Genomic DNA, 25,927 nt, shown 5'->3' with positions numbered 1-25,927 from the left:
AGCGCGACGCGCTGGCGGGCAGCTAGTTCTCAGGTCGGAACGGAAGACTCCGAATCCGGATTCGCTCGTTGTCGAGGACGACGAGAGCTCCGGCCGAGAGATCGTCGGCCACCGCGTCGAGGTTGGCGATGATCAGCGCGGCGATGTCGTCGGCTCGGCGGTCTTCCTGACGTCTTAACAGAATCACCGACGGCCCTGCTGCGTTGGAACGAGCAAGCAGCTCACCAAAGTCGGTGTCTGATGAGACGAGCACAGCGCCTGTCGTTGTTGCCGTGGCGAGCACCTCGTGGTCTGGAGCCCGGCTCAAACCCAGATCTCGCAGATGCTCAGCGGAATGCCCGGCTTCGGCCAGCAAGCCGACTAGGACCGGTGAGACGTTCTGGTCGAGCAGAAACCTCACGCCGAGAGGAGTGGCAACTGACGTTCCTGCACAGCAAGCCCTGCGAACTTGAGCGCTTCGGTGATGTCCCCGGCCTCAAGATCAGGATGCTCAGCGAGGATCTCTTCGTTGGTCATGCCATCGGCAACCATCGCGATGACAGTCGCTACGGGAAAACGCAAACCTCGAATGCAAGGGACGCCAGCCATCGTGGTTGGGTCTGAGGTGATCCTGGTGAAGACCATGCGCTCAGGCTACTCCGACCCTCGCTCCTGTGGCCCCGCACCGGGGCGAAGGCTCGATACCCAGATCAGAAGAACGATCACTTCGGGGACGTGCCGTCCGGCTTCCGGCAATCAGCGCTGGCTAACAAGGGCAGCGTCCACGAGCAGTACCCGTCTACAGCGCAACAGAACCTCCAACAACTGAGACGATAGGTGTCACAATTCGGCCCCATCGTGGCGCCGCAATTTCACGGCAACATTGGGGGTTGCGTTGGCCAGTCGGCCCTACGGACCGGTCGGGTCTTCACTCATGATCCCGTCGCTTTGGCAACTATCGAGGCCCCTTCGACACCGCTTTCCGGACGGTCCATTACCGCCGCAACACTCGACCCAATCGGTAGTTCGAGACTCAGTTGGGCAGTGCGGCCATCACCGACGGTACCGAGAAGCTCTAAAGGCACATCAATCGCAGCCAGTTGGGAAATTGGTGCCTGCAAGTTGGCGCTCTCATCAACAAGGAACGTCTCGACTCTCGGGTTAGTCGGATCGATGTAGGCAGCGACTGGCACCGCTGCCAGGTCGGGCGAGGACAGGCCAACGCAGTCTGACCACCCCAGCTCGATTCGAGTGCACACGGTGTACGGGCCGACCCAGCTCTCGGGCAGATCCGGGATGTTGAAACTCGCCAGCTCCAAGGTTGCGAGCACGCTTGGGTCGGTCCTCGCCGGGTTCAATATCGTCACCTGCTCTGGTGGTGCGGAGGGGTCTGCAAGAAGTGACTCGGTTGTTTGACTGTCCACTCCCACGATGGCTCGAGCGACGTCGGTGGACCGCTCCCCAAATCGCCCTTGGAAGGGAGCCGTGACCATCCCGAACTTGCATTCACCGACGAACGCGAACTCGCCATCAAGGAACGCAACGGTGGCAATAGAGACGTTGACCTCACCTCCCTCGTACCCAACCTTTGTGTACACCTCCGCGCCGGACTCAAGAGCTGCTTTCGTTTGATCAGCTTGGCGCGGATTGAGAGGTAGTGGCTTCTCCTGCGATGCCTCCCAAGCGTTATGAGGGAGAATAGGTGTTGCCGGGAGAGACGCTCCCAGGAGGAAGCATTATGGCAACAGAATCGACTCGTGTTGATGTGAGGTCCCGCCGGTCGTGGCCGGTGGCAGAGAAGGAGAGGATTGTGGCGGCCTATCGGGCTGCTGACACCCCGACCGGGCGGGGTGAGGTGATGCGCCGTGAGGGTGTGTATCAGTCGTTGGTGTGGCGGTGGGGCCAACAGATCGACGCCGGCACGTTGGGCACCAAACGTCCTGGCCCGAAAGCGACGGGGAAGGACAAGGCGAAGATCCGGGTGCGGGAACTCGAAGCGCAGCTGGAGCGGGCCAAGGACCGGAACCGCGCCCTCGAGGAGCTGGTGGTGACCCAGGGAAAATGCTTGGCGCTGCACGTCGACGTGAGTGTCCACGGCAGCGCGAACTCCCCGAAGTTCTAGTCACCAACATCGAAGGGTGGGCCGAGAGGGTCGGGGCCGAGTTGGCTGCGAAAGCGTTTGGTGTGGCCCCGAGAACGTGGCGTCACCACGCCCAGAAACAGCGGGGCGAACTGCCCGAGCGCCCATCGAGGGCGACCGGGAAACCCAGACGTCCGCACCCGGCGAAACTCACCGACGAGGAGGAACAGGAGGTGGTCGACACGTTGTGTTCGGAGGAGTTTGTGGATGTTGGTGTCGACGAGGTGTTCGTCACCATTCTCGATGACGGTATCTACTTGTGCTCACCGTCCACGATGCACCGGATCCTGAGGGATCGTGGCCTCAATGGGCAACGCCGCCAAGGGAACCCCCGTCAGGGCCACCCTCGGCCGAGGGTGGTCGCGACCGCACCGAACATGGTGTGGGTATGGGACATCAGCCGGATCCCGGGCCCGGCCAAGGGGGTGTGGTTCTACCTGTATCTGGTGATGGACTTGTGGTCCCGTAAAGCGGTTGGCTGGTGTGTCGACATCGAGGAAACCGCTGCCATCGCCGAGAAGCTGATCGCCACCATCGCAGCCCGGGAAGGGATCGAACGTCACCAGTTGGAGGTCCATTCGGATCGGGGCGCCCAGATGACCTCGGGGACGCTCGCCGAGCTGTACGACACTCTCGGTGTGCGCCGGTCGTTGTCACGACCGCGGGTGTCCAACGACAACCCCCACGCGGAGGCTGCGTTCAAAACGTTGAAGTACCGGCCGGACTGGCCCACAACGTTTGAGACGCTCGCGGAGGTGACCGCTCACTGCGAACAGTTCTTTGGCTGGTATAACAACGAGCATCATCATTCGGGCATCGGGATGCTTACCCCCGCTGATCGTCACGGCGGGCACGGTCAACGGATCGACATCGCCCGTCAGGCCGTCCTTGATGCCGCCTTCCAGGCGCACCCGGAGCGGTTCCCCAACGGGCGGCCACACCCGCCCCACCAGCCCGAACGGGTGTGGATCAACCCCACCGAACTACACACCCGCTGAACCACCCAACCGACAACCAAGAAAACCGGCAATCAACTATTGACAGGCTCCGATGAGTTGGTCGTCGGACCGACTCACAACGGCAGCGCGTCGCGCCGTATCTCGTCGTCGCGATCCAACAGAGCACCCGCTGATACCACGTCGACTTCGACGCCGAGCAGATCGCCCAGCGCTTCTTCGAGATGGATCAAATCGAGCAACGAACTCGTCGGCTCGAACTCGACCAGGAAATCAATGTCGCTCTCAGCGTTGGCCTCACCCCGAGCGACAGATCCGAATAACGAGATCGAACGACCCCGGTGTCGGCGGACGAGGTTCTCGATGTCGGCACGGTGGGCGCTGACCAACGACGGCAAGGTCACGGAAGCGGCGTCCATGGTCAGAACCTACGCCACCGCCTGACCTTGCAGGAAGGAATTCAGCAAAAGCCCGGTCGATGTCATCATCTCCACCCGGGGTGACAAGCCGCGCGCTGCCGCCGTGCCGACCGAAAGCCGCGCGGCCAGCCCCACACACAATGTGCCCAGATTGTCCAGGTCCGCTTGAGTGGGCAGCGCAACACTTCGACCCCTTCGTGGTGTCACGGAATGGCGGCTCGACAGCAGGGTGGCTGCGGTAGTATCTCCGAATGGCAGGCATCTGAGACTTCGTCCGAATTTCATCGTTCAACGAAGGGGTCATTTGTCATGCCCACGCAACCACTTACAGGAACAGTCGCCCTCGTCACTGGCGCAAACCACGGAATCGGCGCCGCAACAGCGATCGAACTGGCCGAACGAGGCGCCGACATTGCCGTCTCGTTTCTGCGCACCGCTGACCAAGGACGGACCGACGACTACAACCTCGCACGAGCCCGTAACGCCGAGAATGTCATCGGCGCCATCGAGACACTCGGCCAACGAGCCGTAGGTATCGAAGCTGATCTTTCAGACCCGGACGTGCCGGCACGCCTCTTCGACGAGGCTGAGGCGGCCCTCGGTCCCGTGTCAGTGTTGGTCCACAACGCGAGCGGCTGGCACAAGGACAGCTTCTCGCCCGATCGAGGCGATGCCGTCGGCCGAACCAGCGTCATGGTCAACCCAAAATCGATCGACTCCCAACTCCACATCGACGCCCGAGCGGGTGCCCTCCTCATGGCAGAGTTCATAACCCGACACCGAGCCCGCAATGCGCGGTGGGGTCGAGTCGTGACGCTTACCTCGGGCGAAGGCAAACATTTCCCGGGAGAGGTGTCCTACGGCGCTGGCAAAGCCGCACTGATCAGCTACACGCTGTCCGCAGCAGCAGAGATGGCAGACAGCGGGGTCACCGCCAACGTCGTCTATCCACCAGTCACCGATACCGGCTGGATCACCGACGAGGTTCGCGCATTCGTAGCCAACGACTTTGACCATCATCACGTTGCGGAACCATCCGAGGTCGCTGAGGTCATTGGATGGCTGTGCGGCGAAGCAGGCCGCATCGTCACCGGGAACGTCATCCGGCTCCGGTAGTCATCAGGAGCGACGGGCGCCACATATCGACACGCAGAATCCCTGTCTCATCCAGCCGACACGCGCCACAGAACGGCCCTTCCTGAACACCGCATAATCCCGATCAAGACAACCGATTGCCGGATATGCAGCGCGGATTCCTTACTTGAATCTCGTGATTGTGCGCTGAGGTCGTCCGGTTCCGGGCTGGCTAACGGACCTCGGAGGTATGAGTGGGCGGCGGCGGGGCAAAGCTGGTCGGGTTCACTCGGTGGTGACGCCACGATGGATCTGGGAGTTGAGCAACGCGACGCCTGTTTCGGGGTCGTCAACAGTTACGACAAAGACCTTGCCGTCTTTGAGGTCGAGACGGATGCCGGGACCGGCACGCTGAACGACCGCTGCTTGATGCGTCAGTTTGAGGCTGCCGCGGTAGCCCCAGCCGCCCCATTCCTGCGGCCGCACATCGATCGTCGACGCCGTATCGATTCGGTCGACCGCCACGAGGGTCTTGGGCCACAGGAGATGGCCGTACCTCACTTGAAGGCCGTTGCGGTCGATGCCCACGTGCAGTGTTGCCAATGCCATCAGCGGGACAGACGACATTAGGACCACGGTGCCGAACCACAGCGGGGTTGAGGCAAGGAGGACGAAGCCGACGGCTGCGACTGCGATTCCCACCAGAAATAGTGGCGCGTTGTGCAGCGACGTCGTCCAGACCGCCTGTTCGCCGTCGGCCAGATCCATGACGGGCGCGTTTCTCGCGCTCGGGTCGGCGGCGGCAGTGATGAGGTGCGATCCGAGCCGGGCGCCGGCGGTTCCGACGGCAATCGCGCTTATGAGAACAATCGGCAGGCCCCACCACGCGTTGGGTGCGTCCATCCAGCTGTCGATGCCGCGTTGTGACACCGCGGTTGTCGCCAGAATCGCTCCGCCGAGCGTTGCGATGAACGGGCCAAGGAGGCCGACGGTCGCACCGAGACGGGCAGGGACTGGGCGGCGACTCCATGCCAAGCCGATACAGAGGCTGAGCCCGAACACGACCATCACACCGGTGACGACGAGGAATGCCCCGATCGTCATGGAGTCATCCGCGCGTCCAGCGCTGTCGTAGTGGCTGGCTACTCGATCGGGTAGCTCAGACCGCAGCAGCAGGAACGGGATGTAGCTGGCGGCCAGAATGGCTGCGGGTAGCCCGACGCCGAGCCAGAATCGGGCTCTGGTCTGATCCGGAGTATTGGGGTTCGAGCCGATGGACTGTGGCATCGAGCCGTTCACAGCTGTGCCTCCACGGTTTGGCGAATTTCATGATTGGTCAGGCCAGCATGACGGGCTTCGGCCACAAGTTCGCGAGCTCTGGCCACGAATTGGGCTTGTTGAGGAGCGTCTGCAGTGACGGTGGTACCGCGCCCACGTCGAACCTCGAGGAGGCCTTCGCTGCGGAGAGTTTTGAACGCTCGCAGCAACGTGTGCACGTTGACGTCGAGACTTGCGGCCAACTGGTGTGCTGGCGCCAACTTCTCACCGGGATTGAGGTCACCTACGGCGATCGCGTGGCGGAGTTGACCGGCGAGTTGGTCGTGAATGGACTGCGTTGACGTGGAGTCCACCTTCAGAAGCATAATTCTACTCTAACTCAAACTATGCTGGGGTCAAGTAGACCTTGAATCTGCCTACCCAAACGTGGACGGCGGACCACTCTCTTTGGTGGCGGAACTTAGCCAAATCGTTCAACGCCAACGGCCCAATACAGCGCCCAGATCCTGCATTCCCGGTCCTCGCCGCATCATGGACCAGCGATCCAGGCAGCACATATCGACGCCACGTAATACCCACCGTTGGTCCGCACGACCCGCTCTACTTCGGCCCTTCCTGGGGCACCCGATAACGCCGCCTCTGGTCGCCGGGTGGGCGGTTTCTGGGTGTTTGTGCGGGTTGGTGGTGGGAGGGTTGATCCCGCCTCTTTAGGAGGCTGGGTCACCAAGGAGGCCATCATGGCCGACACCGTTCACACCCATGCGCTACCGGCAGAGATCTTCCAACCTGAGGACCCGCTCCTGGTGTCGGAACGAGTCGCGGTCGCGGCGTTCCTGGCTGGCTACTCCGGTGGCACCCGCGTCAGCTACACCACTGACCTTCGGATCTTCGCCGGATGGTGCCACGACCACGATCTCAACCTGTTCAACCTCAAACGCGCACATCTGGAGTTGTTTGGCCGGTGGATGGAACAACAAGGCCGGATGGCCTCCACGATCGCCCGACGCCTGTCGACGTTGTCGTCCTTCTACAAGTACTGCCAGATCGAAGACATCATCACGAAGAACCCGGCAGCCAACGTCCGTCGTCCCAAGGTTGACTGCGAGTCCCGCACCCTTGGCCTTGACCGCAACGAACTGGGTGCGCTGCTGGTGCAGGCCGGTCTCGGTGATGTCCGTGATGGTGCCCTCATGACCTTGTTGGCGTTGAACGGGCTGCGGATCTCCGAAGCGCTCAACGCCGACATTGAGGACATGTCGACCGAACGTGGCCACCGGACCCTGGCGATCGTCCGCACGGGCTCCAAGCACGTCACCATCCCCATCGCACCACGGACCGGCCGGGCTCTCGATCTGTACATCGGTGACCGGACGATCGGGCCGATCTTCCTTGGAGTTCAGGGTGGTCGTATGGACCGCTACTGCGCTGATCGGATGATCAAACGGCTGACCCGCCAGGCTGGGATCACCAAACGGATCTCACCTCACAGTCTCCGGCACTCGTTCATCACCGCCGCCCTCGACGCCGGTGTGCCGCTGCGGGATGTTCAGGAAGCAGCCAGTCACGCCGACCCGAGAACCACGATGCGTTACGACCGGGCCAGGCGCAGCCTCGACCGGCACGCCACCTACATCGTGTCCACCTTCGTTGCCGGCGCGACTCGCCAGGGATAGATCGCCCACCCAGGCGATCACTGAATGAGATCGCCCGAACCCAAGCTTGCCCCAGGCCTGGCCGGGGGAGGCGAGCTACGAAGCGAGCTTGGCTGCGTACTTTCGCTGAGCGGCCTGTTTGGAGACTCCCAGCATCGCTCCGATTTCGGACCAGGAACGGTCGGCTTCGCGTGCGTTGCGAATTGCGTCCAGCAGCGCTGTGTCGACACCGTCTCGTTGTTCAACCAACTCCGCAATCGTTCGAAGAGCCGCTGTCTGGGCCTCGACAAGGTCGTTGATGTCCACCTTGTCGGCCCACCGTTCGAGTGCGTCGGCTCGGTGTGCTCGTGTCGTGGTCATGGTGTCCACCACCCTTTCAGGAACTTGGATCGTGCTGGCATCGCGTGAATGATCGCAACTCCATCTGCATCGTCGACGACCCCGATTTCAAGTGGCACAGCATTCGCGGATGGTCCGATGAATATTGTGACGTCAGGATCGTCGGTCTCGAATCCTCGCCAGTGGTGTCGAAGTGCGTGGAGCATGTCGTCATCGAAGGGACACCGTGCTTGCGGGCGCTCGCCCCAATGTCCACCTGCTCAGAATATGGACTCGATCAACAGCCGTCAACATCCATTGACGAGGACGCTATCCATTGACGAGGACGTTGTTGAGTGCTGCGGCAGGCCCACGCACCGCGCCGGTTACGTGGCGCGGTGCTCCGCAGAGGTAGCTGGGATTATCGAGCGGGGCTCCGACGCCGAGCGTTGTCGAGGCGCCGGGTTACCACGTGTCGTGGTGCGCGACGATCACAGCGTCCAGATCAAGGTGAAGTACTGCTTCGGTGAGAGCTGTCGGGCCAGCGACATAGGTCCATTTGTCGTCGATCTCACTGGAAAGGAACCATGCGCGATCTGATGGCCACCACCACTGCGGGCTCCGGCGGCACAAGCTGCCGGACGCGGCACCGCTAAGCGGTGTCGGTGTTCCAATCGCCTGCACAGCATCCACTGGCCCATCGAACAACAGCATCTCGGGGCCTCCCCACCAGTCCAATCGGGCACAACGATCTATGAACGCCTCGACTGGGCGAAGCTCAGCTGTATGAGCACGAGCGATCATGGACCGCGCCCGTCGAGATGACAGCGCGGACCATGGTCGACCGCGCAGACCGCTGGAGTAGGCCACGGTGCTGGAGCCTGACCTGAGTTCACCCCAGCCGACCCAGAGGCCGAAGTGCGTTTCGCTGGGTGTCGATGTGGCAACCGACAACAACGGCACCAGCCTGTCGAGGATCTTGGCGTCGAGGCACCCCTCCTCGGCGTCAGTGGCATCGCCGATTTCCTCGCTCTCCATGTTCCCGACAACACCAGAGGGCAGCTCGCTCAACCGACGGCCGTCGGCGAGTGGGTGATGAATCCGAGCAATCGAGTCGAAACCGGTTGGAACCCGGAAGCCGACGCCGGGGGGCTCTCTCAGGCCGCCAACGACCCACTCTGCGCCCGTGTTGTCCTCAGCCGGAACCAACCCCTCGAACGCGAAATGTGACACGAACCCATCGTGACACGTTGCACCGCACCTGCGACGATGCGCAGCCTCTGCACGGCTTGACGATCCGAACGACGCCAACCGGTGCGCCCGACGCCGGGCCCCGATATCGCCGCTCGATAACTCGGCCTCTTCGATCGGATGCCGCAGCACGTATCGGCCCTTATGCCGTGCCGCAGTTTCACTGGCAAACGCCCGCCAGGACGTGACACCGCACAGTTCCCGGTACGCAGCGATCGACGTGGGGTCAGACTTTCCCAGTCAGTGCCGAGCACGACCGACCGCCGTCAGGCCGGACGAGTTTCCCAGGTCATGGCGTCGTCAATGCGACGGAGATTCCGATCGCCTGAGCTGCCGCTCCGAGTTTGCGATCGCCCGTCATGAGGGCTAGTTCCCCATCGTTGGCGAGCGCCGCCGAGGCAAGGTGTACTGCGTCGTAGCCTCGGAGCCCGTGGGCCTGTGCGAGATCGCCTGCGGATGCCGCTAGCTCGGCCGAGACCTCGATGTAGCCGATCTCCAGGGCGATCGAGTCCAGGTCGTCTACAGCTTGTTCCAAACCCGCGACGGTCAATCGACTCATTCGTCGAGCCTGGGCCAGCGCTGCTCGCGCTTCGGGATAGATCAGGCGCGTGCTGATGACGAGCGTCGCTTCGTTCCACAATCGTCCGCACGTCGATGATGCAGGTTCGCTGACCAACAGCGGAACGAGTGCAGAGGTGTCGAAGTATGCAATCACCGACGCTGCTCAGCGACCAGATCGCTCACGGTTCCGCTGCCGCTCACGGGCGGAGCGGTGCGTGGGCGCTTTTCGTGAACTGGCGGCGAAATCAGACCTTCGCTGATGAGGCGGTCGATCGTGCGCGGCTGATCCAGCGGCACGAGACGGGCTACGGCCTTGCCGTGGTCAGTCACGGTCACATCGTGGCCGTCCCGCACGATGCTGAGATAGCGACTGAGGTTGTCTCTGAGTTCTCTCACGCCGGCTTCCATCCCGCGATTGTGGCGCTTTTCAGAGAGGAAATCTAGCCACATGTGGTGAAGGGGCACGGGCCGCTGTTGTGAGTTGCCGAGCCTGTCCAGCGGCCGCACGCAAAGCAATCGCTGCTGCGTCGGTGATCTGCTCGACAACGCTCCGCATAATCACGACCTTGGTGACAACCACGGCGCAGCACTTCGGCCCCAGTCGCACGCTGCATAGTCCCGGCCTGCAGCAGCCCGATTGCGCCGTCCCCGGAGCCGTAGTTGGGCCGAACGGCCGGGCCTTGGACCGTCTCTCAGACCTTCGTATTTGAGACACCCGGCGGCGGAGTTTCGAACGAATGAGCCGTTATGGGCGTCGCCGAAGCCGACCGGGTCACGCACATATGGCCGGTTACGTGGCGTGTGTCGCACCCCGCCTCCAGCATCGCCAACAAAGATCGTTGCGCATGAGCCGAAAGGCTGGCGTCCGACCGGAGCAGGGTTCCATCGAGGTCGCAAACGTAGAGTTGATCTAGCGAGGGGTGGAGTTTCGGGCCCTCGTCGTACCGCACTTCCGCTCCGCTTCGGTTTCTTCTTCACGATCGCAACAGAGAACGCAGTCCCGCCCGCCGACTCGATCAGCCGGCAGAGCTCTGCGACGAAGTCACGGTTCTTGCGGCGCTTCCACGGGTTCGGTTTCACCACAGATGACGATTTCAGCTCCCACGCCTGCGCCTGGCCCCGTCCTGGCTAGAACGCCCGCTTCGCTCCGAGCAGCCGCCGCGAGAACGTGGGCTACGCAGACGAATCGATCGCGAAGCCCCCGATGACAACCGCTCCCGAGGCGTGGGCCACGTCCGGTTTCCCGGAGTCGTCAAGAAACAAGATCCGAGTTTCCACCAGCCGACCCTATTACCGGGCGTCCGCTCCGCACCGGCCCCGGCAGACAGCAACCGTCACTGGACCCGACCGGCACCTGACCCGACCGACAGCCCACCCGGGAGGTGTCGCCGTGGCGTCAGGGCTGGACATTTTGCTTATGCCTTTCGGGGACGGGGGTGATGGGGCATGGTGGTGAAACGTCGCGGTGTCCGCCGCTGGAGCATCCGCTGAAGGTGCCGGACTTGTTGGACGGTGCCAGCCAGCGTTCGGCCCAGTCCACCGCCCACCACCGTGATGGTGCTGTGCCGCCTTCGGCCCAAGCGGCCTCCCATGCCATCCACGCAGTGCCGAGACGTGACACTGCATCTGGGTGTGCCCACCAGTCGGCGCACCACGCCGCTCGCGAGTTGGACGGGCGGAGCGCGATCGGTGCTAGCTGACTCGCTTCGCCGGCTTTCCGCTGTTTGGCCTGGCCACCTTGCACGGGCTGACGGCGGGTACCGATGGCACCGGCCCGACCGCCGCCCCGGCCCGACCGCCGCCCCGGCCCGACCGCCGCGCCGGGGCCGCCCAACCACGGGTGGCGGCAGCCGCTTCCAGCGAGTCGTCGTCGGCAAACAGGTCTGCCCCGGTCGGCGTTGCTGACGCTTCGGATGCCCTTGGCACCTTGATCATCGGTGATGGTCAATCCTCGATCGTGGGCACGGCCGATGGCGTGACGCCAACGACGGCCACCCCGATTGCCGATACCCCGGTGACGGCAACCGTCAACCCGGTCGTTGACAGCTCGCCCGTGGCTTCCGACACCGGCTTGACCACGTCGTCCGGTCAGACGAGGGTGCCCCAAACCTCAACCCCCAGCAGCTGAGTGTTCAGGCCTGGCTTGAGGGCGGCACCACGGGCTGAACGGTCTGGCGGTGGATGTCCGAAGTGAGGACGAGGATGGCCTTGATGTCGTTCATGGCGTCGAGATTGGTCTCATAGTCGTGTCGCGCCAGTTCGCTGCTGATCTGGTCTTCGCGTTTGGCGGCGATCAGCAGGATGGCGCCCTGCATTGCTGCCAAACATGACAACACCAGGTTGAGGAGGATGAACGGGTACGGGTCGAAGCCGCCGCCGCGGTTGCCCAGCATCCACCCGGCCAGAAATACCAGGGCGGCAATGACGAAACCCCACGAGCCCATGCCGTTTCGCAGTCGGTCGGCCCAGCGTTCACCGCGGGTGAGTTGGTTGCCGGAGCGCACGGCCGGGTGACGGCGCCAGCTTGGGGTGTGGATTCTGCCGCTTCGTCGTTCTGCCATCACCCCAGTATGCGTCGGTGAAGACCGGGCGTTATGGGGCCGGCAGGCAGACCACGAACCGCGCACCGCCGAGCGGGCTGTCATCCACCCGAACCCGGCCTTCGAGGTCGCTGACGATCTCGGCGACGATGGCCAGGCCCAAGCCCGTGCCCAACTCGGCGGTGCGGGCCTCGTCGAGCCGTGTAAACGGTTGAAACACCCGCTTGCGATCGATCTCGGGGATACCCGGCCCGTCGTCGTCCACCGTGATGTCGACCGTCGCTCCATGGCGGTCAACGGTCACTTCTGTACGTGAACGAGATGGCGGGCGGCGTTGTCCAGCAGGTTGGTCAGCACCCGATCGACCTGCGGCCGGTCGGCCATCACGATCGCATCACCGATGTCACCGATGTTGGTGCTGTGCGAGACCAGGGTGACGTCGGTCTCGATCCTGCGCTCGACCACTTCGCGAGCGAGTGCAACCACGTCGGTCGGCGCTCGTCGAGTGGTGGTTTGCGAACCATCGAGGCGGGCGAGCAGCAACAGGTCGGCCACCAGCGCTTCGAGGCGCCGGTGATCGATCAGCGAATCGTTGATGGCTGCAACCAGGTCGTTGGCGGATCCGGGGTGCAGGGCGGCCACCTCCAGCACAGCGCGCGACGAAGCCAGCGGACTGCGCATCTCGTGAGACGCGTCAGCCACAAACCGTTGCTGGCGGGCCGACGACGATTCGAGTCGGGCCAGCATCTGGTTCATGGTGATGGCCAACCGTGCGATCTCATCCTTGGTGGTCGGTTCGGGCACCCGACGATGCAGGTCGACCTGGGAGATGTCGGCGACCTCCCTGGTGATGGCACCCACCGGCCGGAGGGCTCGCCCAACCAGCAACCTGGTGGTGGCGGCCACCAGCAGGATCAGCAGCGGAATACCCCATGACAACGTGCCCACCAGCGTGGCCACCGTGGCGTCGGCCGCCGCCAGTGAGGCCGCGGCCTGGACGGTGAGGCGTTGGCCCGACACCACGGCGGTGGTGGCAACGATGAGGTACCGATCGTCGTCTTCCAGCGAAACGTCGGTGCGGACCTCGGAAGCGTGTTCCCCGACCGGCGGACGAAGGCTGCTGAGTGGCGAGTCATCTTCCAGGTTGTCGGTGGTATCGATGACCTTGCCGTTGGCGTCGAGCACCTGGGTGGCGCCCGACTCCTCGCCGGGATACGAGAGCGGGTTGGGCAGCGTGCCGGTTTGAGCGAGTGCCACAACATCGTCGGCGCGCACCCGGGCTGCAACCCGTTCGGCGTCGATGAGGCGGTGTCGAACCAGTCCGGTCAGGCCAAGCCCCGACACCATCAGTGCCAGCCCGACCACGCCGGCGGCCACCAACGTGGTTCGGGTTCGAACCGAGCCGGCCTTCGGCAGCCGCATCATGGCGTGACGAGCTGATAACCGGCCCCGCGGACGGTTCGGATGGTGTCGGTGCCAAAGGGTGCATCGATCTTGCGGCGCAGCGCACTGACGTGCACTTCGACCACATTGAGGTCGCCGTCGTAGGCCGCATCCCACACGTGGTCGACGATCCGCGACTTGGTCACCACGTCGCCCCGCGAACGCATGAGGAACTCGAGCACCGAGAACTCCTTGGCGGTCAACTCGATGACGACATCGCCCCGGACGCACGAGCGGGCGGCCGGATCCAACACCAGATCGCCAATGCTGAGCTTGGCCGGCCGCTCTGCCGCTCCCCGCCGCAGCAACGCTCGGATGTGGGCGACGAGCACCACGAACGAAAACGGCTTCGACAGGTAGTCATCGGCACCGGTGTCGAGCGCCTCGGCCTCGTCCCACTCGCCGCTCTTGGCGGTCAGCATGATGATGGGCGTCCACACCTGGGCCTCCCGAAGGCGACCGCAGACGGTGTAACCGCTTATGCCGGGCAACATGATGTCCAACACGATCACGTCGTAGGTCACCTCGGTGGCCATCGACAGCCCCTCGTCGCCGGTGGAGGCGACGTCGACGGCGAACCCCTCCGCCTCCAGCCCGCGCTGCACTGCCGCGGCCAGGCGTGGCTCGTCGTCAACCACCAGAATTCGCATGTTCTACCCGGGTTCCTGCCGGTGTTGTGAGGTCGTGCCCGTGGAGTGTGACCGCTCAACCTGTGGTTCAGCTGAAGAGTGGCCGTCGCCTCGCGGTTCTTGGCGGGCCGCCGCCCATCTGAGCCACCGCCACCCGGCAACGCCAACCAGCAACACCACGAAGATCACCAAACCTGCCCGTCCCAACCAGCTTTCAAGCGCCCGGTAGCTGCTGCCCGCCAGGTACCCGCCGATCACCATGGTGGGGGCCCACACCAGAGCGCCGATCACATTCCAGATCAGAAACCGGCGATAGGGCATGCGGGTCATACCGGCAACCCCGGGAACGATGGCCCGAAGAATGCCCACCCAGCGGCCAAACATCACCGCCGGTCCGCCACGATGCTGAAGCGAGCGTTCTGCACGCTCCCAGCGGTCCTGGCCCACCCAGCGACCGACCCGGGTGTCGCGAATGCGCGGCCCAAAGTGCCGTCCCACCTCATAGCCGATCGAATCGCCAACGATGGCCGCGCCGACCGCCACCGCCACCATCACCGCCAGGTTCACCCGCCCCTGGGATGCGGCGAAGCCTCCGATCAGCAACGCGGTCTCGCCCGGAAACACCAGCCCAACCAGGATGGCCGCCTCGGCCGCTGCGAGGGTGCCCACGGCGACGTACAGCCATGGGGCCGCAAGGCCGGTGAGGTGCTCGATCAGGCTGTTCATGCAGGCTCCGCCCGTCGGGCGTGGCGACGCCAACCCCGACCTCCCGATCCTACGGGCGGCGTCGAACCCGTCGGTGACGGCGCCAAGGCGTCGGGCCGCGCCCGGTCGGGCACGAATGTGGATACGCTTTCGTTCGTGGCCGAGCTGGAAGCCCGTCCGGCCATGGTGACGTGATCGTCTGAGATCGTGCACGCGAATGGGCCGGAACCACACTGATGAATCTCTCGCCCAGCCATCTGATCGATGCCTTCGGGCTGATCGGCATCGCCGCCGTCATCTTCGCCGAGACCGGCCTGCTCATTGGGTTCTTTCTCCCCGGCGACTCGCTGTTGTTCACCGCCGGAGCTGCGGCTGCGGGGGCTTTGCCCCGGCTGTCGTTCAACCCCAACATCTGGGTGTTGATCCTGGTGGTGGTCGTTGCCGCCGTCGCTGGGGACCAAACCGGTTATCTCCTGGGACGCCGCGCGGGTCCTGCGTTGTTCAAGCGCTCCGACCGGCGGGTTTTGAAGGCTGAGCATCGGGACCGCACCATTGCCTTCTTCGATCGACATGGACCGAAGGCCATCGTGCTGGCCCGCTTCGTGCCCATCGTGCGGACCCTCTGCCCCGTGGTGGCCGGTGTGGGCGACATGCCCTACCGGTCGTTTGCCCGCTTCAACGTGGTCGGCGGCGTGTTGTGGGGGGCGGGGGTCACCCTGATCGGCTACCGCTTCGGCAACATGGCGGTCGTTCGCGATCACCTGGAACTGACCCTCCTGGTCATCGTGGGCATTTCGGTGTTGCCCGCCGTGTTTGCCGTGGCTCAGGAACGCTTTCGCTCGCCAGACGAGCCCAGCGTTCCCCAACCGACCCCACAGGCGTAGGTTCACCGACCGGGCCGTCACAAGGGTGAGGCTTCCTTGTGCGCGCCCCGGAACGACCCGCACCTGAAGGTTCCACCTGTTCATCGACCGGCAACATTCGGGTCGTCGAACCGAAACACGGCGATGCGAGCGTACGGCTACTTCGTCACGCGAACTTGTTCGCACGGAGTGTGGTCGGCATTCGCCGGCTACGGCAGCACCCCCGGTGCCCAAGGTCAGGAGACACTCCATGCGTCGATTACTCCTTCGCTTTAGCGCAGCCGCCGCGGTTGGCGGCGCCGTTGTGGCGCTGTTCCCGCAAGTGGCCGGCGCTCAAAGCGTCACCGACCCGGTGGAGGTTCTGGGCACCCAGGTCAACCTCCTCTGGGTGGTCATCGGGGCCGCGATGGTGATCTTCATGCAGGCCGGGTTCGCCATGGTGGAAACCGGGTTCTGTCGGGCCAAGCACGCCGCCCACGTGGTCAGCACCAACTTCGCAGTGTTCGGCCTGGGTTTCGTGGCGTTCTTCGCCGTCGGGTTTCCGTTGGCCTTTGGCAGCTTCTCCGCCCCGACGATTGGCTTGGACAACCCGGTTGGGGGTGCATTGGTCGGGTCGGGAGATTGGACGTTCCTGCACCAGGGCGGTTGGTTCCTATCGGGCCAATCCGCCGCTACGGGGGGCGCAGCCTTGTTCGGCCTCTTCCTCTACATGGTGGCCTTCATGGACACCACGGCAACCATCCCCACCGGTTCGATGGCCGAACGTTGGAAGTGGGGCAGTTTCTGCGTGTGGGGACTGTTCTGCGGGGCGTTCTACTACCCGCTGTTCGCTGCGTGGACGTGGGGCGGTGGATGGCTGGCCCAAAGTTGGCACTCGATGCACCTGGGTGCCGGGTATGCCGATTTCGCCGGGTCCGGCGTCGTGCACGCAGTGGGTGGCGTGGCGGCCTTGGCAGGTGCGATTGTGTTGGGGCCTCGAATCGGCAAGTTCGTCGATGGCAAACCCCAGGCGATCCCCGGCCACCACATCCCCATGGCCATGCTGGGCACGTTCATCCTGCTGTTCGGATGGTTTGGTTTCAATGCCGCCTCCACCTTGGCAGCCACCGACATTCAGTTCGCCACCGTGGCGGCCAACACCGCGATCGCGGCGGCGTTTGGTGCGGTGGCATCCATCGGATGGATCACCCGGCGGACGGGCAAACCCGACCCGGCGATGATGGTCAACGGCATGCTGGCCGGCTTGGTCGCCATCACGGCGCCGTGTGCGTTCGTGGCCCCGTGGGCCGCGGCCGTGATCGGTGCCATCGCCGGGGTGTTGGTGATCGAGTCGGTGTTCTTCGTTGAACGCACGCTGCACCTTGACGATCCGGTCGGCGCCATCTCGGTGCACGGCGTGTGTGGGTTGTTCGGCGTGCTCAGCGTGGGCATTTTCGCCAACGGCAGCTATGGGGCGGGCTGGAACGGCTCTGATGTGAGCGGCGTGAAAGGGCTGATCGCCGGTGACGTGGGCCAGTTTGGGGCGCAGCTGCTTGGATGCGTTGTCTTGTGCACCGTGATCTTCGGCATCTCCTACGCCTTCTTCAAGCTTCAGGACCGCTTCACCTCGGGTGGTATCCGCTCCTCGCGGGAGGACGAGCAACTGGGTCTTGACGTTCCGGAAATGGGCGTCACCGGCTATCCGGAGTTCGGCCGGCAATCCCACATCTGAGCGGAGTGGCCGGGCCGGGGCACGATGTTGGATTCGTGCCCCGGCCCGGCCGAGCGGTCGTCCCACCGGAGGGACGGTTTGGGTCAGGGGTTGAGGTTGTAGAGGGTGACCCCGTCGATGGTCGTGGGCTCAAAATGGGTGGTCACCCAGGAGGCGATGGCTGACGATTCCTCGCTGCCGCCCTGTTGGTTGTTGAAGCCGCCGACTCGCCCACCTCCGCTGATGAACCAGTGGATGTCGCCGTTGGCGACATATCGCTGGAACTGGGCCAGCGTGGGGGAGGGGTCGGAGCCGTTGAAGCCTCCGATGGGCATCACGGGCCGTTCGGTGGCCAGCTGAAACCCGGCGGCACGGTTGGAGCCGACCCCGGCCGCCACCCAGGTGTAGTGATCGGCGTTCTCGAGGAGAACCGCGGCGACCTCGGCGCTGACCTTGGCGCTGTCCAGCAGGCCGCCCGCTCCACCCAATCCTCTAAGGGAGATCCCGCCGGGGAATCCGGCCGGCAACTTACCGGTGGCCTCGTTGGTACGGCCTGGCCGGCCGCCTGCTCCCGGTAGGGCTCCTTGCCCACCAGGTGGTGGCGCGGCCTGTCCACCTGGTCGTGCGCCTGGGCCGCCGGGCGGAAGTCCGGCCCGACCGTCGGGTGCGGCGCCCCGTCCGGGTGGTGGGGAACCGCGTCCTGCCGCGCCGCCGGGAAACCTGAACTGTGATCCCTGCACGTTGGGTCCGGCGGTGACGATCGAGCCTGTTCGAGGGTGGGCGGCCGTTTCGATGCTCCAGGCCAGCGGCCCGGCCAGCACTGCGATGGCCCCCGCGGCGCCCGCACCAACGAGCACCCGCCGGGGCACGGTCGGCAGCATGATGACGATGGCCGAGCCCAAGCCGAGCGCGCCGATCACCGGGATCAGCCAGCTGTTCCACCCGGGCGCACGTCGTAGCAGGACGATGGCCCAACCGGCCGAACCGGCGATGGTGAGCGCCAACGTGATGCGTGCGGTGAGGCTGTGGCGGACGTCCCAAAGCAGTTGGACGCCCAGACCGATCAGCACCGCAATGGCCGGGGCCAGGGCCACGGTGTAGTAGTCGTGAAAGATCCCGGCCATGAACGAGAAGGTCAGGAAGGTGACCACCAGCCAGCCACCCCACACCAGCAGCGCAGCCCGGCGGACATCGGTTCGCTTGGCCGATCTCGTCAGCCACAGCCCGGCCACGAGCCCAACGCAGGCGGCCGGGATCAACCAGGCGATCTGACCGCCGGCGGCACCGTCGAGCAGGCGACTGAAGCCGGTGGCGCCCCACATGGAACCGCCGGCCCCTCCGCCTGGACCGCCCCCGCCGACGCTGCCGGTTTCGTTGCCGGTCAGGCGGCCCAGGCCGTTGTAGCCCAACGTAAGTTCGAGGATCGAGTTGGTTTGGCTGCCGCCGATGTAGGGGCGTGAGTTCGTCGGCCACAGCTGGACGATGGCGATCCACCATCCGGCTGACATCACCATGGCGGCGCCGCCGATGAGCAGGTCCAGCAGGCGCCGACCAAACCGCTTCGGGGCTGCGATCAGCCACGCCCCGCCGAACACGGGCACCACCAGCATCATCTGAAGTTGCTTGGTGAGGAAGGCGAACCCCAGCATCACGCCGGTGGCGATCACCCAGCGGCGGCGGCCGTCCTCGATGCCCCGAAGCGTCGTGTAGGCCGACGCGACGAGCAGCAGGGTCAGCAGGGCGTCGGGGTTGTTGAACCGAAACATCAGCGTGGCCACCGGGGTGGTGGCCATCACCAGCCCGGCAAGCAGCGCAGCGTGAGCCGACGCCCACCGGCGCACCGTCGCCCACACCAGGGCCACCGTGCCCACCCCCATCAGCGCCTGGGGCACCAGCAGGCTCCACGAATTCAGGCCAAACGCCCGAACCGACAGGCCGGTCAGCCACAGGGAGGCCGGGGGCTTGTCCACCGTGATCGACCCCGCCGCGTCGGATGCGCCGAAGAACCACGCCTTCCAGCTGGCGGATCCGGCCTGCGAGGCGGCGGAGTAGAACGAGTTGGCCCAGCCCGCCTGGCCGAGCCCCCACATGTACAACACGGCGGTTGCGACCAGTAGTGCGCCGAGCGCCGGGCGCTCCCAGCGTTGCGGCTTGGCGTGCGACACGTCAGGGCGCTGCGTCTCCTTGGTCGGGGGACCGGCTTCGGCTGGAGGAGCGGCCTTGGTGGGGGGTCCGGCCTCGGTGGGCGCCGCAATCCCGGTGGGCGGGCGAGCTTCGGACACGTCGATGGTCACGAGAGTGCTCCATGGTGCGCAGGCAGTGGGGGATGTTCGAGCTGATGGCGGGCGGCCCGTCGGCGGTCGGCACGCAGTCGGTGGATGCCGTCGAGGTCGGCCGGCGCTGTTGCGATGAGGGCAACCCGGCTGTCGGGGTCCTCCACCCAGGTCACGGGCACCTCATGGATCCGCAGGCCCGACTGCCGATCGCCTCGTCGGCCTGATTGTGCCCCAACACCGCAGCATCGGAGCGGCCCCAGGCTGTTGCCAGGGCATTGCCCCGGCCCTTGATGCCGAGGTGAAGGGCTTGCACCCGGGCTGTGTTCGCCGCGAGTCGCCGGGTCACCGCCAGGGTGTCGTCGCTGCTGGCGTTGTCGGCGATGGTGAGTCGGGTGGGACACGGCACGTGCTGTCGAACGTGGTCAACCAGCGTGGTCACCGACCGTTCCAGCACGTGCGCCTCGTTGAACACGGGGACGGCGATCTCCAGCACCGGTGGCTGAGCCAGGTCAGGCACCGGTGGGTTGGAACGCGCCGCTTCGTTGTCCATGAGCAGAGTATTCGGGGCTCAGATAAGAGGAGCGTGAGAAACGGGCGACTGTGCGGAAACACTCAGCCAACCCGGAGGTTGGCCCCAGCGGCGGCGTTGCCGGCCTCGCCGAGCCCGGGCTGGGGGGGTTCCCACCTCGAACTCACGGGTGAACGATTCTCAGCCAATGCACAGCAGCACCTCGGCTGGGCCTCAGGCGGCGGGTGTCCAATCGAGTCATCACCAACCCCCGCCTCGCGTCGAGGCGGACCAGAGGAGAAAAGGATGACCAACCGCACGCAAGCCGGCATCACACCAGGAGGGCAGGCCCTGTCCGTCCCGACCACGACACCACCGTCGCTGATCGAAGGAATGGGCCGCTTCGAGCGCACACCGGCAGTGATCGCTGCCGAGGTCGGTGCCGTCATCGGCCTCGCCGGCACGGCCTACATCCACCTCGCCGAGTTCTCCGGCAAGTTCAGCGAGGTGCCCTACCTCGGGGTCGGCTACGCCCTGCTCTCCGCAGCCTGCATCGCCGCGATCGCACTGCTCGTGACCGCACCGTGTCGGTCAGCCTTCTCCGCCTTTGGGCGGGTCGGCTGCCATCGTCGCGTTGAAGCCATCAATCAGCTGCTGTTTCTGTGCCGGAGTCAGCTTCGAGTCGCCATGCAGCCCGAAGTATGTGTAGTAGCCGGGCGGCATCGACCCCTCCTCGATCGTCTCGGCGGAGTCGTCAGCTTCATCACCCGCAGCAGTGTGCCATTCGCTGATGTTGAGTTCGTCGCGTCCCTCTTTCACGTGGTTGGCGACGTACCACTTGATTGGGGCGACGTTCTCGAACCACAGGACCTCTGTCTCGTTGCTGTGGCAGTCGGCGCAGGCGGTCATGAACAATTCGCGGGTCTGCGCGCTGTCCCACGCCGGTTCGTCGCCTGTCTTCGGGTTGTCGACGCTGTACGGAACGAATTGGATCGCAACGAACACCACGGCGCCGGCGACCAGCATCTTCCACCACCACGCTCGCAGGAATGCGGCCATGTTTTGGACCTCACGTCATCGGCAACCGCCTCAGCATCGCATGCTCCGAAAAGACGGGAACAGGGGCAAAGGACCCGGGACGTCCAGACAGCGCCGGTAGCGCTGAGGGGAGGGTCAGCGGTCGCGGAAACCCTTGCCTGCAAGGATTTTGGGCGCGTACTTGTCCACCCGCGCGGTGCGGGTCTTCGACTGCTTCGCATCGGAGAAATAGAGGTTGTACTCCCGCTGCCGACCTGGGGTGAGCGCCTCGAACGCGGCCTTGAACGCAGGGTCGGTTTCGAGCCGGTTCTGGAGTTCCTCGGGGGGTGGCAGTACCGACGCCGGAGCGACCTGCAGCCCGGCTTCCTCCACATCGATCGCCTCTTCGACGTAGGCCTTGACGGTGTCGGCCAGCCGGTTCGCATCGTCGATCGATCTGAAGCAGATACGAAGTGCCGACCGTGAGTTGGGGCCCTGCTCTTCAAGGATCCCGTCGGGGTCACTGAGCAAGGCCCCTTTGAAGAACATCAGCGCCAGGAACTCCTTCATCTCCTGGAAGATGACGATGTTGTGTCCATCCTGGCTAAAGCAGGGCTTGCCCCACTTGATCTCCTCGGTCAGGCCGCAGCCCGCCAGTATGGGACGCAACCGCGTCATCACTTCTGGCCATTTCGTCGACCGGTCGATGTGGGCGTCAACCTTTGCGTTCAATGTCGCTCCACACGAACCGGTCCGGGTCGAGCAGGTCCGAAGCACCCGGTCCCCGTCGGAAGTTGCCAAGATTGGCTCCCAAGGTCACCCTGCGGTGGTGAGACGCCCCCAGCAGTTGAACCGCCTGCTCGGCTGACTTCGGACTCTGGATCTGTGCACCAGGTCCCTCAGACGTGGGCGGGGTCCCAACCGATTGCGGCGCAAGCTTCAGTTCGGTGGTGCGCAAGTGACGGCAAAGCAGTGGCCTCAATTGGGTCGGTAGATCGCCATGGCGATGACGACGCCCGCAACCGACACCACGGCGCTGAGTAGCACCGTCTGCATGCGCCGCAGCGAATTCTGGAAGTCCCCGCGCACCCCAGCGATCTCGGCCCGCACCCCAGCGATCTCAGCGTGCACTCCAGAGATCTCAGCGCGAACCATGAGTCCAAGCCGTTCGCTCTGCTGGTCGAGGTCTCGTTTGGTGGCGACGTCGGCCCAGCCAACTGGTGGAAGCAGTTCCATCATGGTGTTGGCCCCCTTCTCCCCCACGGAGTCATCGAGTTGCTGGAGGCGATGGTACCGGGCTTCTTCGGTGACGGTCATCGCATAGCTCCCGCGATCGTGACGGATAGAACCAAGGCGGCCGTCGGGGCCACTGACCGAGCGACCTCACCCGAAGGGCGATGTCGCGTCTCACGGCTTCCAAGGTATTCGCGGCAGTGACATTCTGCTGCGGGCGGCACCAACGCCCGGACGTCGGCAACTTTGGTCAGTACCCCTGTAGCCCCTTGTCGGTGATGTCGTTGCCGCTCAGGTCGAGGATCGAGAGGTTGCGCAAGCGGGCGCCGATCGCACCAGCACCCTCATCGCCGATTCCGCATTCGCTGAGAAGGAGCGTGTTGATGTTGGGCAGGTGGGTAGCAATCGCGGCTACACCGTTGTCGCCGGCGTCACAGCAAAGGTCGAGGCGGGTGAGTTTGGACAAGACCTCGGCAAGCGCAGCCGACCCGGCGTCACCCACGGCATTAAAGTTGAGGTTGAGGTCGGTCAAGTTGGGGAGGTGCGCGGCAATTGCCGCCCCCCTCGTTGTCCACATGAATGCAGTCGAGGCTGAGGCTGGTGAGATTGGGCAAGCCTTCCGTAAGTGCAGCCAGGCCCTCGGGGCTGATGCCGGTGCGGCCAAGGTCGAGTTTGGTCAGATTGGTCAAATGTGATGCGACGGAAACTGCGCCCATGTCACCGACCCCGTTGCCGACGAGGTTGAGGCTGGCGAGTCCGGGCAGGCGTCCGGCAATCACAACCGCCCCCTCGTCCCCAATCAAGGTTCCGGTGAGGAAGTGGACGTTGTTCTCCAGGTTGAGGCTGGTGAGGGGGGGACAGGTTCTCTGCAATCGCTAGGGCGCCTGCGGTGCCGAGCTGGTTGTGCCAGAGGTTGAGCATCTGAGTCTGGGAAGCCGCTCAGCAATCGCAGCAGCGCCTTCATCACCGATGCCGCTTGCGCTGAGACTAAGGCTCGTGAGGTTGGGAAGGCGTTGGGCAATCGCACCCGGGCCGTCCTTGCCCAAGGGGATTCCAAGCACGGTCAGGCTGGTGAGCCCGACCAACGCTGCGAGGATGTTCTGGGTGGCGAAATCCCACTCCTCGTTGCGGGAGCCAAGCGGCAGGGCGACCATCAGCTCTTGCAGCGATATGCACAACCGGTCCGGGTCGAGCAGGTCTGAAGCCCCCATTCCACGTTGGAAGTTGGCAAGGTTGGCTCCCAACGTCACCTTGCGATGCTGGGTCGACGTCAGGAGTTGGAGTGCCTCCTCGGTCGACGTCGGGCTCACGATCTGAGCGCCGGCGGTATCAGACATGAGCGGCACCCCGATTTCAGTGGGGCCCGAAGATCACAAGAGCACTGAGGAGACCTACGCCAGAAATGACTGTGCTGAGAACCACCGTTTGCATGTGTCGCAGCGAATTCTCGAAGTTGAAGCGAACCCCAGCGATGTCGGCCTGTAACCGCAGTTCGACCCGCTCGATCTTGTGCTCCAGCCGTTCGCTCTGTTGGTCAAGGTCTCGTTTGGTGGCGACGTCGGCCCAGCCAACTGGTGGAAGCAGTTCCATTATGGTGTTGGCCCCCTTCTCCCCCACGGAGTCATCGAGTTGCTGGTGGAGATGGTACCGGGCTTGTTCGGTGACGGTCATCGCATGTCTCCCGCGATCGTGATGAATGGAACGAGGCGGCCGTCGGGGCCACTGACCGAGCGACCTCGCCAAGAAGGGCGACGTCGCGTCTCACACGACCCAAGATATTCCCGGGCTGTGACACTGGGCGGCGGGTTGACCCGCAGGCCTGCTTAGCGAAGTTGGTGGCGATTCGCTTCAGTATCGTGTCGGGCATCGTCCATGCGTCAGCGTCGAGCTCCGATGATTCTGGCACGACGAGACCGGCCAGGTCGCGTCGTCCGGTCACCACCCGGGCCAAGCGATGGTCTACCTCGACGTCGAGGATCGGCAGGAAGATGCGATCGGGTGGAACCGGCTGAAAGCCCGTGCGGATCCGCACGACGCGTCCCCACCGCTGGGTGAGCCGTATGGGATTCCAGGTGAGGTCATGATGGACGATCGAGGGGTTGCCTCCGTCCAGGTCGATGCTCTCAGAGAACCGGTCCGACAGAACCAACACCACGGGCCGACCTTCGGCGTCAGCCTTGAAACGGCGCTCCAGCGCAACGGGGACGGTGCTCCCGGTAGGGGCCGCCACGTCTTCCATGCCTGCCTCGGTGAGTGCCTGTCCGATGGCGTCACGAGTGGGCAACCAGGAGGTGAAGACCACCACGTGGTGCCCATCGGCAACCTGCGACTTCACCCACTTTACGGTCGCAGCCACTTTGGGATGATCGGTACCAGTGCCCATCCGGTCAACGAGTTGTTCGAGGAACGCACGCACCTCGGGCTCGCCGGAGGCCATCAGTTCGTCGATCCTTCTCCCCACCACCCGATCCGACGAGGTCAGCGTCTCGCTGCTGGACGCCAAGCTGCGCTGGAAAGCGTCGGTCCTGCCGACGCCAATCATCTCGGGCAGCACTCGGGCCACCGTGTAAGGCACAGCCCAGTCACCAAGCGGGAGGATCGTCGGCGACGGGGCGGGTGCCGGAGGCACCCGTATGCCTGTCACGGGCAGGAGCCGTCCGCTGAGGACACCAGCGGCCTTATCCCGACAGCGTTCCGCCTCAGCGATCAACGGTTCAATGTCGGACGTGTCGACATCGGGTTCCCAGCGTCGAAGCAGCTTGGAAGTGGCCTGTCCGTAGCGACGAACCAAATCGAGATCGGCGTCTGGCGGCGCCGCAGCGCCGCTCGAGACCCCGAGCATTCGGGTGAACCCGGTGGTGGTCAGTTGGTAGGGGGTAGCGGTGACCAGCAGGGTCTTGGCACCGGCTGCGGCGGCCGAGACACCTTGGAAGGCCTCCGAGTTCTCGTTCTGAAGACCTCGATGAGCCTCATCCACGATTACAAGGGAGCGCGCTGGTTTGGGACTCCGCCACGAGGGCCCTGTCTTGTGGGTGCCCACTACCACCTTATTCTTGGCCCAGGCGTCGTGCCCCTCGGCGATGCGCTCCCCAAAGATGGGCTCGGCCCGCTTGCGCCACTGGTCACCCACGGTCGAGTTTGGAGCGATGACCAGTACGTAATCCACCGCTCCTTCATCAAGAAGCAGCCGGGCGGCGGTCAGCGCCACCGCCGTCTTACCGGTGCCCACCGGATCCCGGAGGATCTGAGCGAGTTCGTGGGACCGGGTCAATCGCTTGACCGCCTCAGCAACCTGCGCTGCTTGGTGGCCGAGGTCTTCTTCGCTGATCTCGGCACCGAAGTGCTCGCGCATCTCACGCAGCACCGTGAGTGCGTGATGTTTCCGGCTGGCCACG

Annotated in this window: 35 protein-coding genes; 6 read left to right on the top strand and 29 right to left on the bottom strand. The window is 64.5% G+C overall.

Annotated elements, in window-relative coordinates:
- Positions 1-22: 22 nt before the first annotated feature.
- The 3 genes from MPARV_RS0119490 to MPARV_RS0119480 all read right to left on the bottom strand — a co-directional run bounded on the left by MPARV_RS0119490 (position 23) and on the right by MPARV_RS0119480 (position 1,577).
- Entirely contained in the window at positions 23-400 is a 378-nt protein-coding gene (locus MPARV_RS0119490; protein ID WP_020379452.1) for a DUF5615 family PIN-like protein, read from the bottom strand.
- Positions 397-624, bottom strand: coding sequence for a DUF433 domain-containing protein (locus tag MPARV_RS0119485; protein ID WP_031279452.1), 228 nt, complete (start codon positions 622-624; stop codon positions 397-399). Before MPARV_RS0119485 ends, MPARV_RS0119490 begins: the two co-directional genes overlap by 4 nt.
- 287 nt (positions 625-911) lie before the next feature.
- Positions 912-1,577, bottom strand: coding sequence for a hypothetical protein (locus MPARV_RS0119480; RefSeq protein ID WP_020379450.1), 666 nt, complete (start codon positions 1,575-1,577; stop codon positions 912-914).
- Positions 1,578-1,789: 212 nt separating this feature from the next.
- On the opposite strand from MPARV_RS0119480, the gene MPARV_RS23235 reads away from it, so the two are divergent.
- Positions 1,790-2,101 carry a hypothetical protein gene (locus MPARV_RS23235; RefSeq protein ID WP_020379449.1) on the top strand — a complete coding sequence of 104 codons (312 nt, stop codon included), beginning with the start codon at positions 1,790-1,792 and terminating at the stop codon, positions 2,099-2,101.
- A complete protein-coding gene (locus MPARV_RS21795; RefSeq protein WP_081582462.1) occupies positions 2,041-3,117 on the top strand; it encodes an IS3 family transposase in 1,077 nt (358 codons plus the stop codon). Before MPARV_RS23235 ends, MPARV_RS21795 begins: the two co-directional genes overlap by 61 nt.
- Positions 3,118-3,191: 74 nt before the next feature.
- Here the strand turns inward: MPARV_RS21795 and MPARV_RS0119465 are convergent, their stop codons facing one another.
- Positions 3,192-3,494, bottom strand: coding sequence for a nucleotidyltransferase family protein (locus MPARV_RS0119465; protein WP_020379447.1), 303 nt, complete (start codon positions 3,492-3,494; stop codon positions 3,192-3,194).
- Between the two features lie 309 nt (positions 3,495-3,803).
- Here MPARV_RS0119465 and MPARV_RS0119460 point away from each other — a divergent pair, with 309 nt between their 5' ends.
- Positions 3,804-4,610, top strand: a complete 807-nt coding sequence (locus MPARV_RS0119460) for an SDR family NAD(P)-dependent oxidoreductase (RefSeq protein WP_020379446.1) — start codon at positions 3,804-3,806, stop codon at positions 4,608-4,610.
- A 243-nt stretch (positions 4,611-4,853) separates the two neighbouring features.
- Here MPARV_RS0119460 and MPARV_RS25060 read toward each other — a convergent pair whose 3' ends face one another.
- Complete coding sequence (locus MPARV_RS25060; protein ID WP_157789746.1) at positions 4,854-5,471, bottom strand: hypothetical protein; 618 nt, start codon at positions 5,469-5,471, stop codon at positions 4,854-4,856.
- 392 nt (positions 5,472-5,863) lie between these two features.
- Positions 5,864-6,211: a GntR family transcriptional regulator gene (locus MPARV_RS26215; protein WP_031279445.1), complete on the bottom strand. Its 348-nt coding sequence runs from the start codon at positions 6,209-6,211 to the stop codon at positions 5,864-5,866.
- 372 nt (positions 6,212-6,583) lie between these two features.
- On the opposite strand from MPARV_RS26215, the gene MPARV_RS21790 reads away from it, so the two are divergent.
- The gene (locus MPARV_RS21790; RefSeq protein WP_157789745.1) at positions 6,584-7,519 is read left to right on the top strand and encodes a tyrosine-type recombinase/integrase; all 936 of its coding nucleotides are present in this window, start codon (positions 6,584-6,586) and stop codon (positions 7,517-7,519) included.
- Positions 7,520-7,594: 75 nt separating this feature from the next.
- On the opposite strand, the gene MPARV_RS0119440 is transcribed toward MPARV_RS21790, so the two are convergent.
- The 12 genes from MPARV_RS0119440 to MPARV_RS23225 form a co-directional block, all read right to left on the bottom strand.
- The gene (locus MPARV_RS0119440; RefSeq protein ID WP_100221377.1) at positions 7,595-7,858 is read right to left on the bottom strand and encodes an AsnC family transcriptional regulator; all 264 of its coding nucleotides are present in this window, start codon (positions 7,856-7,858) and stop codon (positions 7,595-7,597) included.
- A gap of 423 nt (positions 7,859-8,281) precedes the next feature.
- On the bottom strand, positions 8,282-9,049 hold the full coding sequence (locus MPARV_RS0119435) for a hypothetical protein (RefSeq protein ID WP_020379441.1): 768 nt from the start codon (positions 9,047-9,049) through the stop codon (positions 8,282-8,284).
- Positions 9,050-9,356: 307 nt separating this feature from the next.
- A complete protein-coding gene (locus MPARV_RS0119430) occupies positions 9,357-9,782 on the bottom strand; it encodes a type II toxin-antitoxin system VapC family toxin (protein ID WP_020379440.1) in 426 nt (141 codons plus the stop codon).
- Positions 9,779-10,036, bottom strand: a complete 258-nt coding sequence (locus tag MPARV_RS24005; protein ID WP_081582461.1) for a type II toxin-antitoxin system Phd/YefM family antitoxin — start codon at positions 10,034-10,036, stop codon at positions 9,779-9,781. The genes MPARV_RS0119430 and MPARV_RS24005 overlap by 4 nt, the downstream gene beginning before the upstream one ends.
- A 988-nt stretch (positions 10,037-11,024) precedes the next feature.
- Positions 11,025-11,372, bottom strand: a complete 348-nt coding sequence (locus tag MPARV_RS26210; protein ID WP_420886294.1) for a DUF4913 domain-containing protein — start codon at positions 11,370-11,372, stop codon at positions 11,025-11,027.
- On the bottom strand, positions 11,321-11,563 hold the full coding sequence (locus MPARV_RS25745) for a hypothetical protein (RefSeq protein WP_031279440.1): 243 nt from the start codon (positions 11,561-11,563) through the stop codon (positions 11,321-11,323). The genes MPARV_RS26210 and MPARV_RS25745 overlap by 52 nt, the downstream gene beginning before the upstream one ends.
- Positions 11,564-11,572: 9 nt before the next feature.
- Positions 11,573-11,695: a hypothetical protein gene (locus tag MPARV_RS25870; RefSeq protein ID WP_268744059.1), complete on the bottom strand. Its 123-nt coding sequence runs from the start codon at positions 11,693-11,695 to the stop codon at positions 11,573-11,575.
- A gap of 65 nt (positions 11,696-11,760) precedes the next feature.
- Positions 11,761-12,189 carry a DUF1003 domain-containing protein gene (locus tag MPARV_RS21785; protein WP_012227886.1) on the bottom strand — a complete coding sequence of 143 codons (429 nt, stop codon included), beginning with the start codon at positions 12,187-12,189 and terminating at the stop codon, positions 11,761-11,763.
- A gap of 31 nt (positions 12,190-12,220) precedes the next feature.
- Positions 12,221-12,472: an ATP-binding protein gene (locus MPARV_RS23230; RefSeq protein ID WP_020379435.1), complete on the bottom strand. Its 252-nt coding sequence runs from the start codon at positions 12,470-12,472 to the stop codon at positions 12,221-12,223.
- Positions 12,469-13,593: a HAMP domain-containing protein gene (locus MPARV_RS21780; RefSeq protein WP_051012069.1), complete on the bottom strand. Its 1,125-nt coding sequence runs from the start codon at positions 13,591-13,593 to the stop codon at positions 12,469-12,471. The genes MPARV_RS23230 and MPARV_RS21780 overlap by 4 nt, the downstream gene beginning before the upstream one ends.
- Positions 13,590-14,261 carry a response regulator transcription factor gene (locus MPARV_RS0119400; protein WP_012227890.1) on the bottom strand — a complete coding sequence of 224 codons (672 nt, stop codon included), beginning with the start codon at positions 14,259-14,261 and terminating at the stop codon, positions 13,590-13,592. Before MPARV_RS0119400 ends, MPARV_RS21780 begins: the two co-directional genes overlap by 4 nt.
- A 3-nt stretch (positions 14,262-14,264) precedes the next feature.
- The gene (locus MPARV_RS23225) at positions 14,265-14,966 is read right to left on the bottom strand and encodes a DedA family protein (RefSeq protein WP_012227892.1); all 702 of its coding nucleotides are present in this window, start codon (positions 14,964-14,966) and stop codon (positions 14,265-14,267) included.
- A 215-nt stretch (positions 14,967-15,181) separates the two neighbouring features.
- Between MPARV_RS23225 and MPARV_RS0119390 the strand changes: the two genes are divergently transcribed.
- Together MPARV_RS0119390 and MPARV_RS0119385 are read left to right on the top strand one after the other, a co-directional pair.
- Positions 15,182-15,829, top strand: coding sequence for a DedA family protein (locus MPARV_RS0119390; protein ID WP_012227896.1), 648 nt, complete (start codon positions 15,182-15,184; stop codon positions 15,827-15,829).
- Positions 15,830-16,058: 229 nt separating this feature from the next.
- A complete protein-coding gene (locus MPARV_RS0119385) occupies positions 16,059-17,519 on the top strand; it encodes an ammonium transporter (RefSeq protein ID WP_012227899.1) in 1,461 nt (486 codons plus the stop codon).
- Between the two features lie 83 nt (positions 17,520-17,602).
- Here MPARV_RS0119385 and MPARV_RS0119380 read toward each other — a convergent pair whose 3' ends face one another.
- The 11 genes from MPARV_RS0119380 to MPARV_RS0119325 all read right to left on the bottom strand — a co-directional run bounded on the left by MPARV_RS0119380 (position 17,603) and on the right by MPARV_RS0119325 (position 25,926).
- The gene (locus MPARV_RS0119380) at positions 17,603-19,792 is read right to left on the bottom strand and encodes a glycosyltransferase family 39 protein (RefSeq protein ID WP_020379431.1); all 2,190 of its coding nucleotides are present in this window, start codon (positions 19,790-19,792) and stop codon (positions 17,603-17,605) included.
- Entirely contained in the window at positions 19,789-19,947 is a 159-nt protein-coding gene (locus MPARV_RS25450; protein ID WP_155852510.1) for a hypothetical protein, read from the bottom strand. Before MPARV_RS25450 ends, MPARV_RS0119380 begins: the two co-directional genes overlap by 4 nt.
- Complete coding sequence (locus MPARV_RS0119370) at positions 19,944-20,324, bottom strand: glycosyltransferase (RefSeq protein ID WP_031279431.1); 381 nt, start codon at positions 20,322-20,324, stop codon at positions 19,944-19,946. Before MPARV_RS0119370 ends, MPARV_RS25450 begins: the two co-directional genes overlap by 4 nt.
- Before the next feature lie 549 nt (positions 20,325-20,873).
- Positions 20,874-21,308 (bottom strand): heme-binding domain-containing protein, encoded by a 435-nt coding sequence (locus MPARV_RS0119365; protein WP_034396066.1) that lies wholly within the window; start codon positions 21,306-21,308, stop codon positions 20,874-20,876.
- Positions 21,309-21,455: 147 nt separating this feature from the next.
- A complete protein-coding gene (locus tag MPARV_RS0119360) occupies positions 21,456-22,031 on the bottom strand; it encodes a YdeI/OmpD-associated family protein (protein ID WP_031279427.1) in 576 nt (191 codons plus the stop codon).
- 246 nt (positions 22,032-22,277) lie between these two features.
- The gene (locus MPARV_RS0119350) at positions 22,278-22,616 is read right to left on the bottom strand and encodes a hypothetical protein (protein ID WP_020379426.1); all 339 of its coding nucleotides are present in this window, start codon (positions 22,614-22,616) and stop codon (positions 22,278-22,280) included.
- Positions 22,617-22,782: 166 nt separating this feature from the next.
- Positions 22,783-23,064 (bottom strand): leucine-rich repeat domain-containing protein, encoded by a 282-nt coding sequence (locus MPARV_RS25195; RefSeq protein WP_238538903.1) that lies wholly within the window; start codon positions 23,062-23,064, stop codon positions 22,783-22,785.
- Positions 23,039-23,311 carry a hypothetical protein gene (locus MPARV_RS25045; protein ID WP_172636603.1) on the bottom strand — a complete coding sequence of 91 codons (273 nt, stop codon included), beginning with the start codon at positions 23,309-23,311 and terminating at the stop codon, positions 23,039-23,041. The genes MPARV_RS25195 and MPARV_RS25045 overlap by 26 nt, the downstream gene beginning before the upstream one ends.
- Positions 23,312-23,407: 96 nt before the next feature.
- Positions 23,408-23,869: a hypothetical protein gene (locus MPARV_RS0119335; protein WP_020379424.1), complete on the bottom strand. Its 462-nt coding sequence runs from the start codon at positions 23,867-23,869 to the stop codon at positions 23,408-23,410.
- A 16-nt stretch (positions 23,870-23,885) separates the two neighbouring features.
- Positions 23,886-24,203, bottom strand: coding sequence for a hypothetical protein (locus tag MPARV_RS0119330; protein ID WP_100221373.1), 318 nt, complete (start codon positions 24,201-24,203; stop codon positions 23,886-23,888).
- The gene (locus MPARV_RS0119325) at positions 24,154-25,926 is read right to left on the bottom strand and encodes a DEAD/DEAH box helicase (protein WP_020379422.1); all 1,773 of its coding nucleotides are present in this window, start codon (positions 25,924-25,926) and stop codon (positions 24,154-24,156) included. Before MPARV_RS0119325 ends, MPARV_RS0119330 begins: the two co-directional genes overlap by 50 nt.
- Between the last annotated feature and the right edge of the window lies 1 nt (position 25,927).

Source organism: Candidatus Microthrix parvicella Bio17-1, assembly GCF_000299415.1.
Taxonomy (GTDB): Bacteria; Actinomycetota; Acidimicrobiia; order Acidimicrobiales; family Microtrichaceae; genus Microthrix; species Microthrix parvicella.
This window is presented reverse-complemented; position numbering and strand designations above follow the sequence as displayed.

Coding starts and splice junctions, on each gene's coding strand:
- MPARV_RS0119485 (WP_031279452.1), bottom strand. CDS start 624: ATGGTCTTCACCAGGATCACCTCAGACCCAACCACGATGGCTGGCGTC.
- MPARV_RS21795 (WP_081582462.1), top strand. CDS start 2,041: ATGCTTGGCGCTGCACGTCGACGTGAGTGTCCACGGCAGCGCGAACTC.
- MPARV_RS0119465 (WP_020379447.1), bottom strand. CDS start 3,494: ATGGACGCCGCTTCCGTGACCTTGCCGTCGTTGGTCAGCGCCCACCGT.
- MPARV_RS0119460 (WP_020379446.1), top strand. CDS start 3,804: ATGCCCACGCAACCACTTACAGGAACAGTCGCCCTCGTCACTGGCGCA.
- MPARV_RS25060 (WP_157789746.1), bottom strand. CDS start 5,471: ATGGACGCACCCAACGCGTGGTGGGGCCTGCCGATTGTTCTCATAAGC.
- MPARV_RS26215 (WP_031279445.1), bottom strand. CDS start 6,211: ATGCTTCTGAAGGTGGACTCCACGTCAACGCAGTCCATTCACGACCAA.
- MPARV_RS21790 (WP_157789745.1), top strand. CDS start 6,584: ATGGCCGACACCGTTCACACCCATGCGCTACCGGCAGAGATCTTCCAA.
- MPARV_RS0119440 (WP_100221377.1), bottom strand. CDS start 7,858: ATGACCACGACACGAGCACACCGAGCCGACGCACTCGAACGGTGGGCC.
- MPARV_RS24005 (WP_081582461.1), bottom strand. CDS start 10,036: ATGGAAGCCGGCGTGAGAGAACTCAGAGACAACCTCAGTCGCTATCTC.
- MPARV_RS25745 (WP_031279440.1), bottom strand. CDS start 11,563: ATGATCAAGGTGCCAAGGGCATCCGAAGCGTCAGCAACGCCGACCGGG.
- MPARV_RS21785 (WP_012227886.1), bottom strand. CDS start 12,189: ATGGCAGAACGACGAAGCGGCAGAATCCACACCCCAAGCTGGCGCCGT.
- MPARV_RS21780 (WP_051012069.1), bottom strand. CDS start 13,593: ATGATGCGGCTGCCGAAGGCCGGCTCGGTTCGAACCCGAACCACGTTG.
- MPARV_RS0119400 (WP_012227890.1), bottom strand. CDS start 14,261: ATGCGAATTCTGGTGGTTGACGACGAGCCACGCCTGGCCGCGGCAGTG.
- MPARV_RS23225 (WP_012227892.1), bottom strand. CDS start 14,966: ATGAACAGCCTGATCGAGCACCTCACCGGCCTTGCGGCCCCATGGCTG.
- MPARV_RS0119390 (WP_012227896.1), top strand. CDS start 15,182: ATGAATCTCTCGCCCAGCCATCTGATCGATGCCTTCGGGCTGATCGGC.
- MPARV_RS0119385 (WP_012227899.1), top strand. CDS start 16,059: ATGCGTCGATTACTCCTTCGCTTTAGCGCAGCCGCCGCGGTTGGCGGC.
- MPARV_RS0119370 (WP_031279431.1), bottom strand. CDS start 20,324: ATGGACAACGAAGCGGCGCGTTCCAACCCACCGGTGCCTGACCTGGCT.
- MPARV_RS0119365 (WP_034396066.1), bottom strand. CDS start 21,308: ATGCTGGTCGCCGGCGCCGTGGTGTTCGTTGCGATCCAATTCGTTCCG.
- MPARV_RS0119350 (WP_020379426.1), bottom strand. CDS start 22,616: ATGACCGTCACCGAAGAAGCCCGGTACCATCGCCTCCAGCAACTCGAT.
- MPARV_RS0119335 (WP_020379424.1), bottom strand. CDS start 23,869: ATGTCTGATACCGCCGGCGCTCAGATCGTGAGCCCGACGTCGACCGAG.
- MPARV_RS0119330 (WP_100221373.1), bottom strand. CDS start 24,203: ATGACCGTCACCGAACAAGCCCGGTACCATCTCCACCAGCAACTCGAT.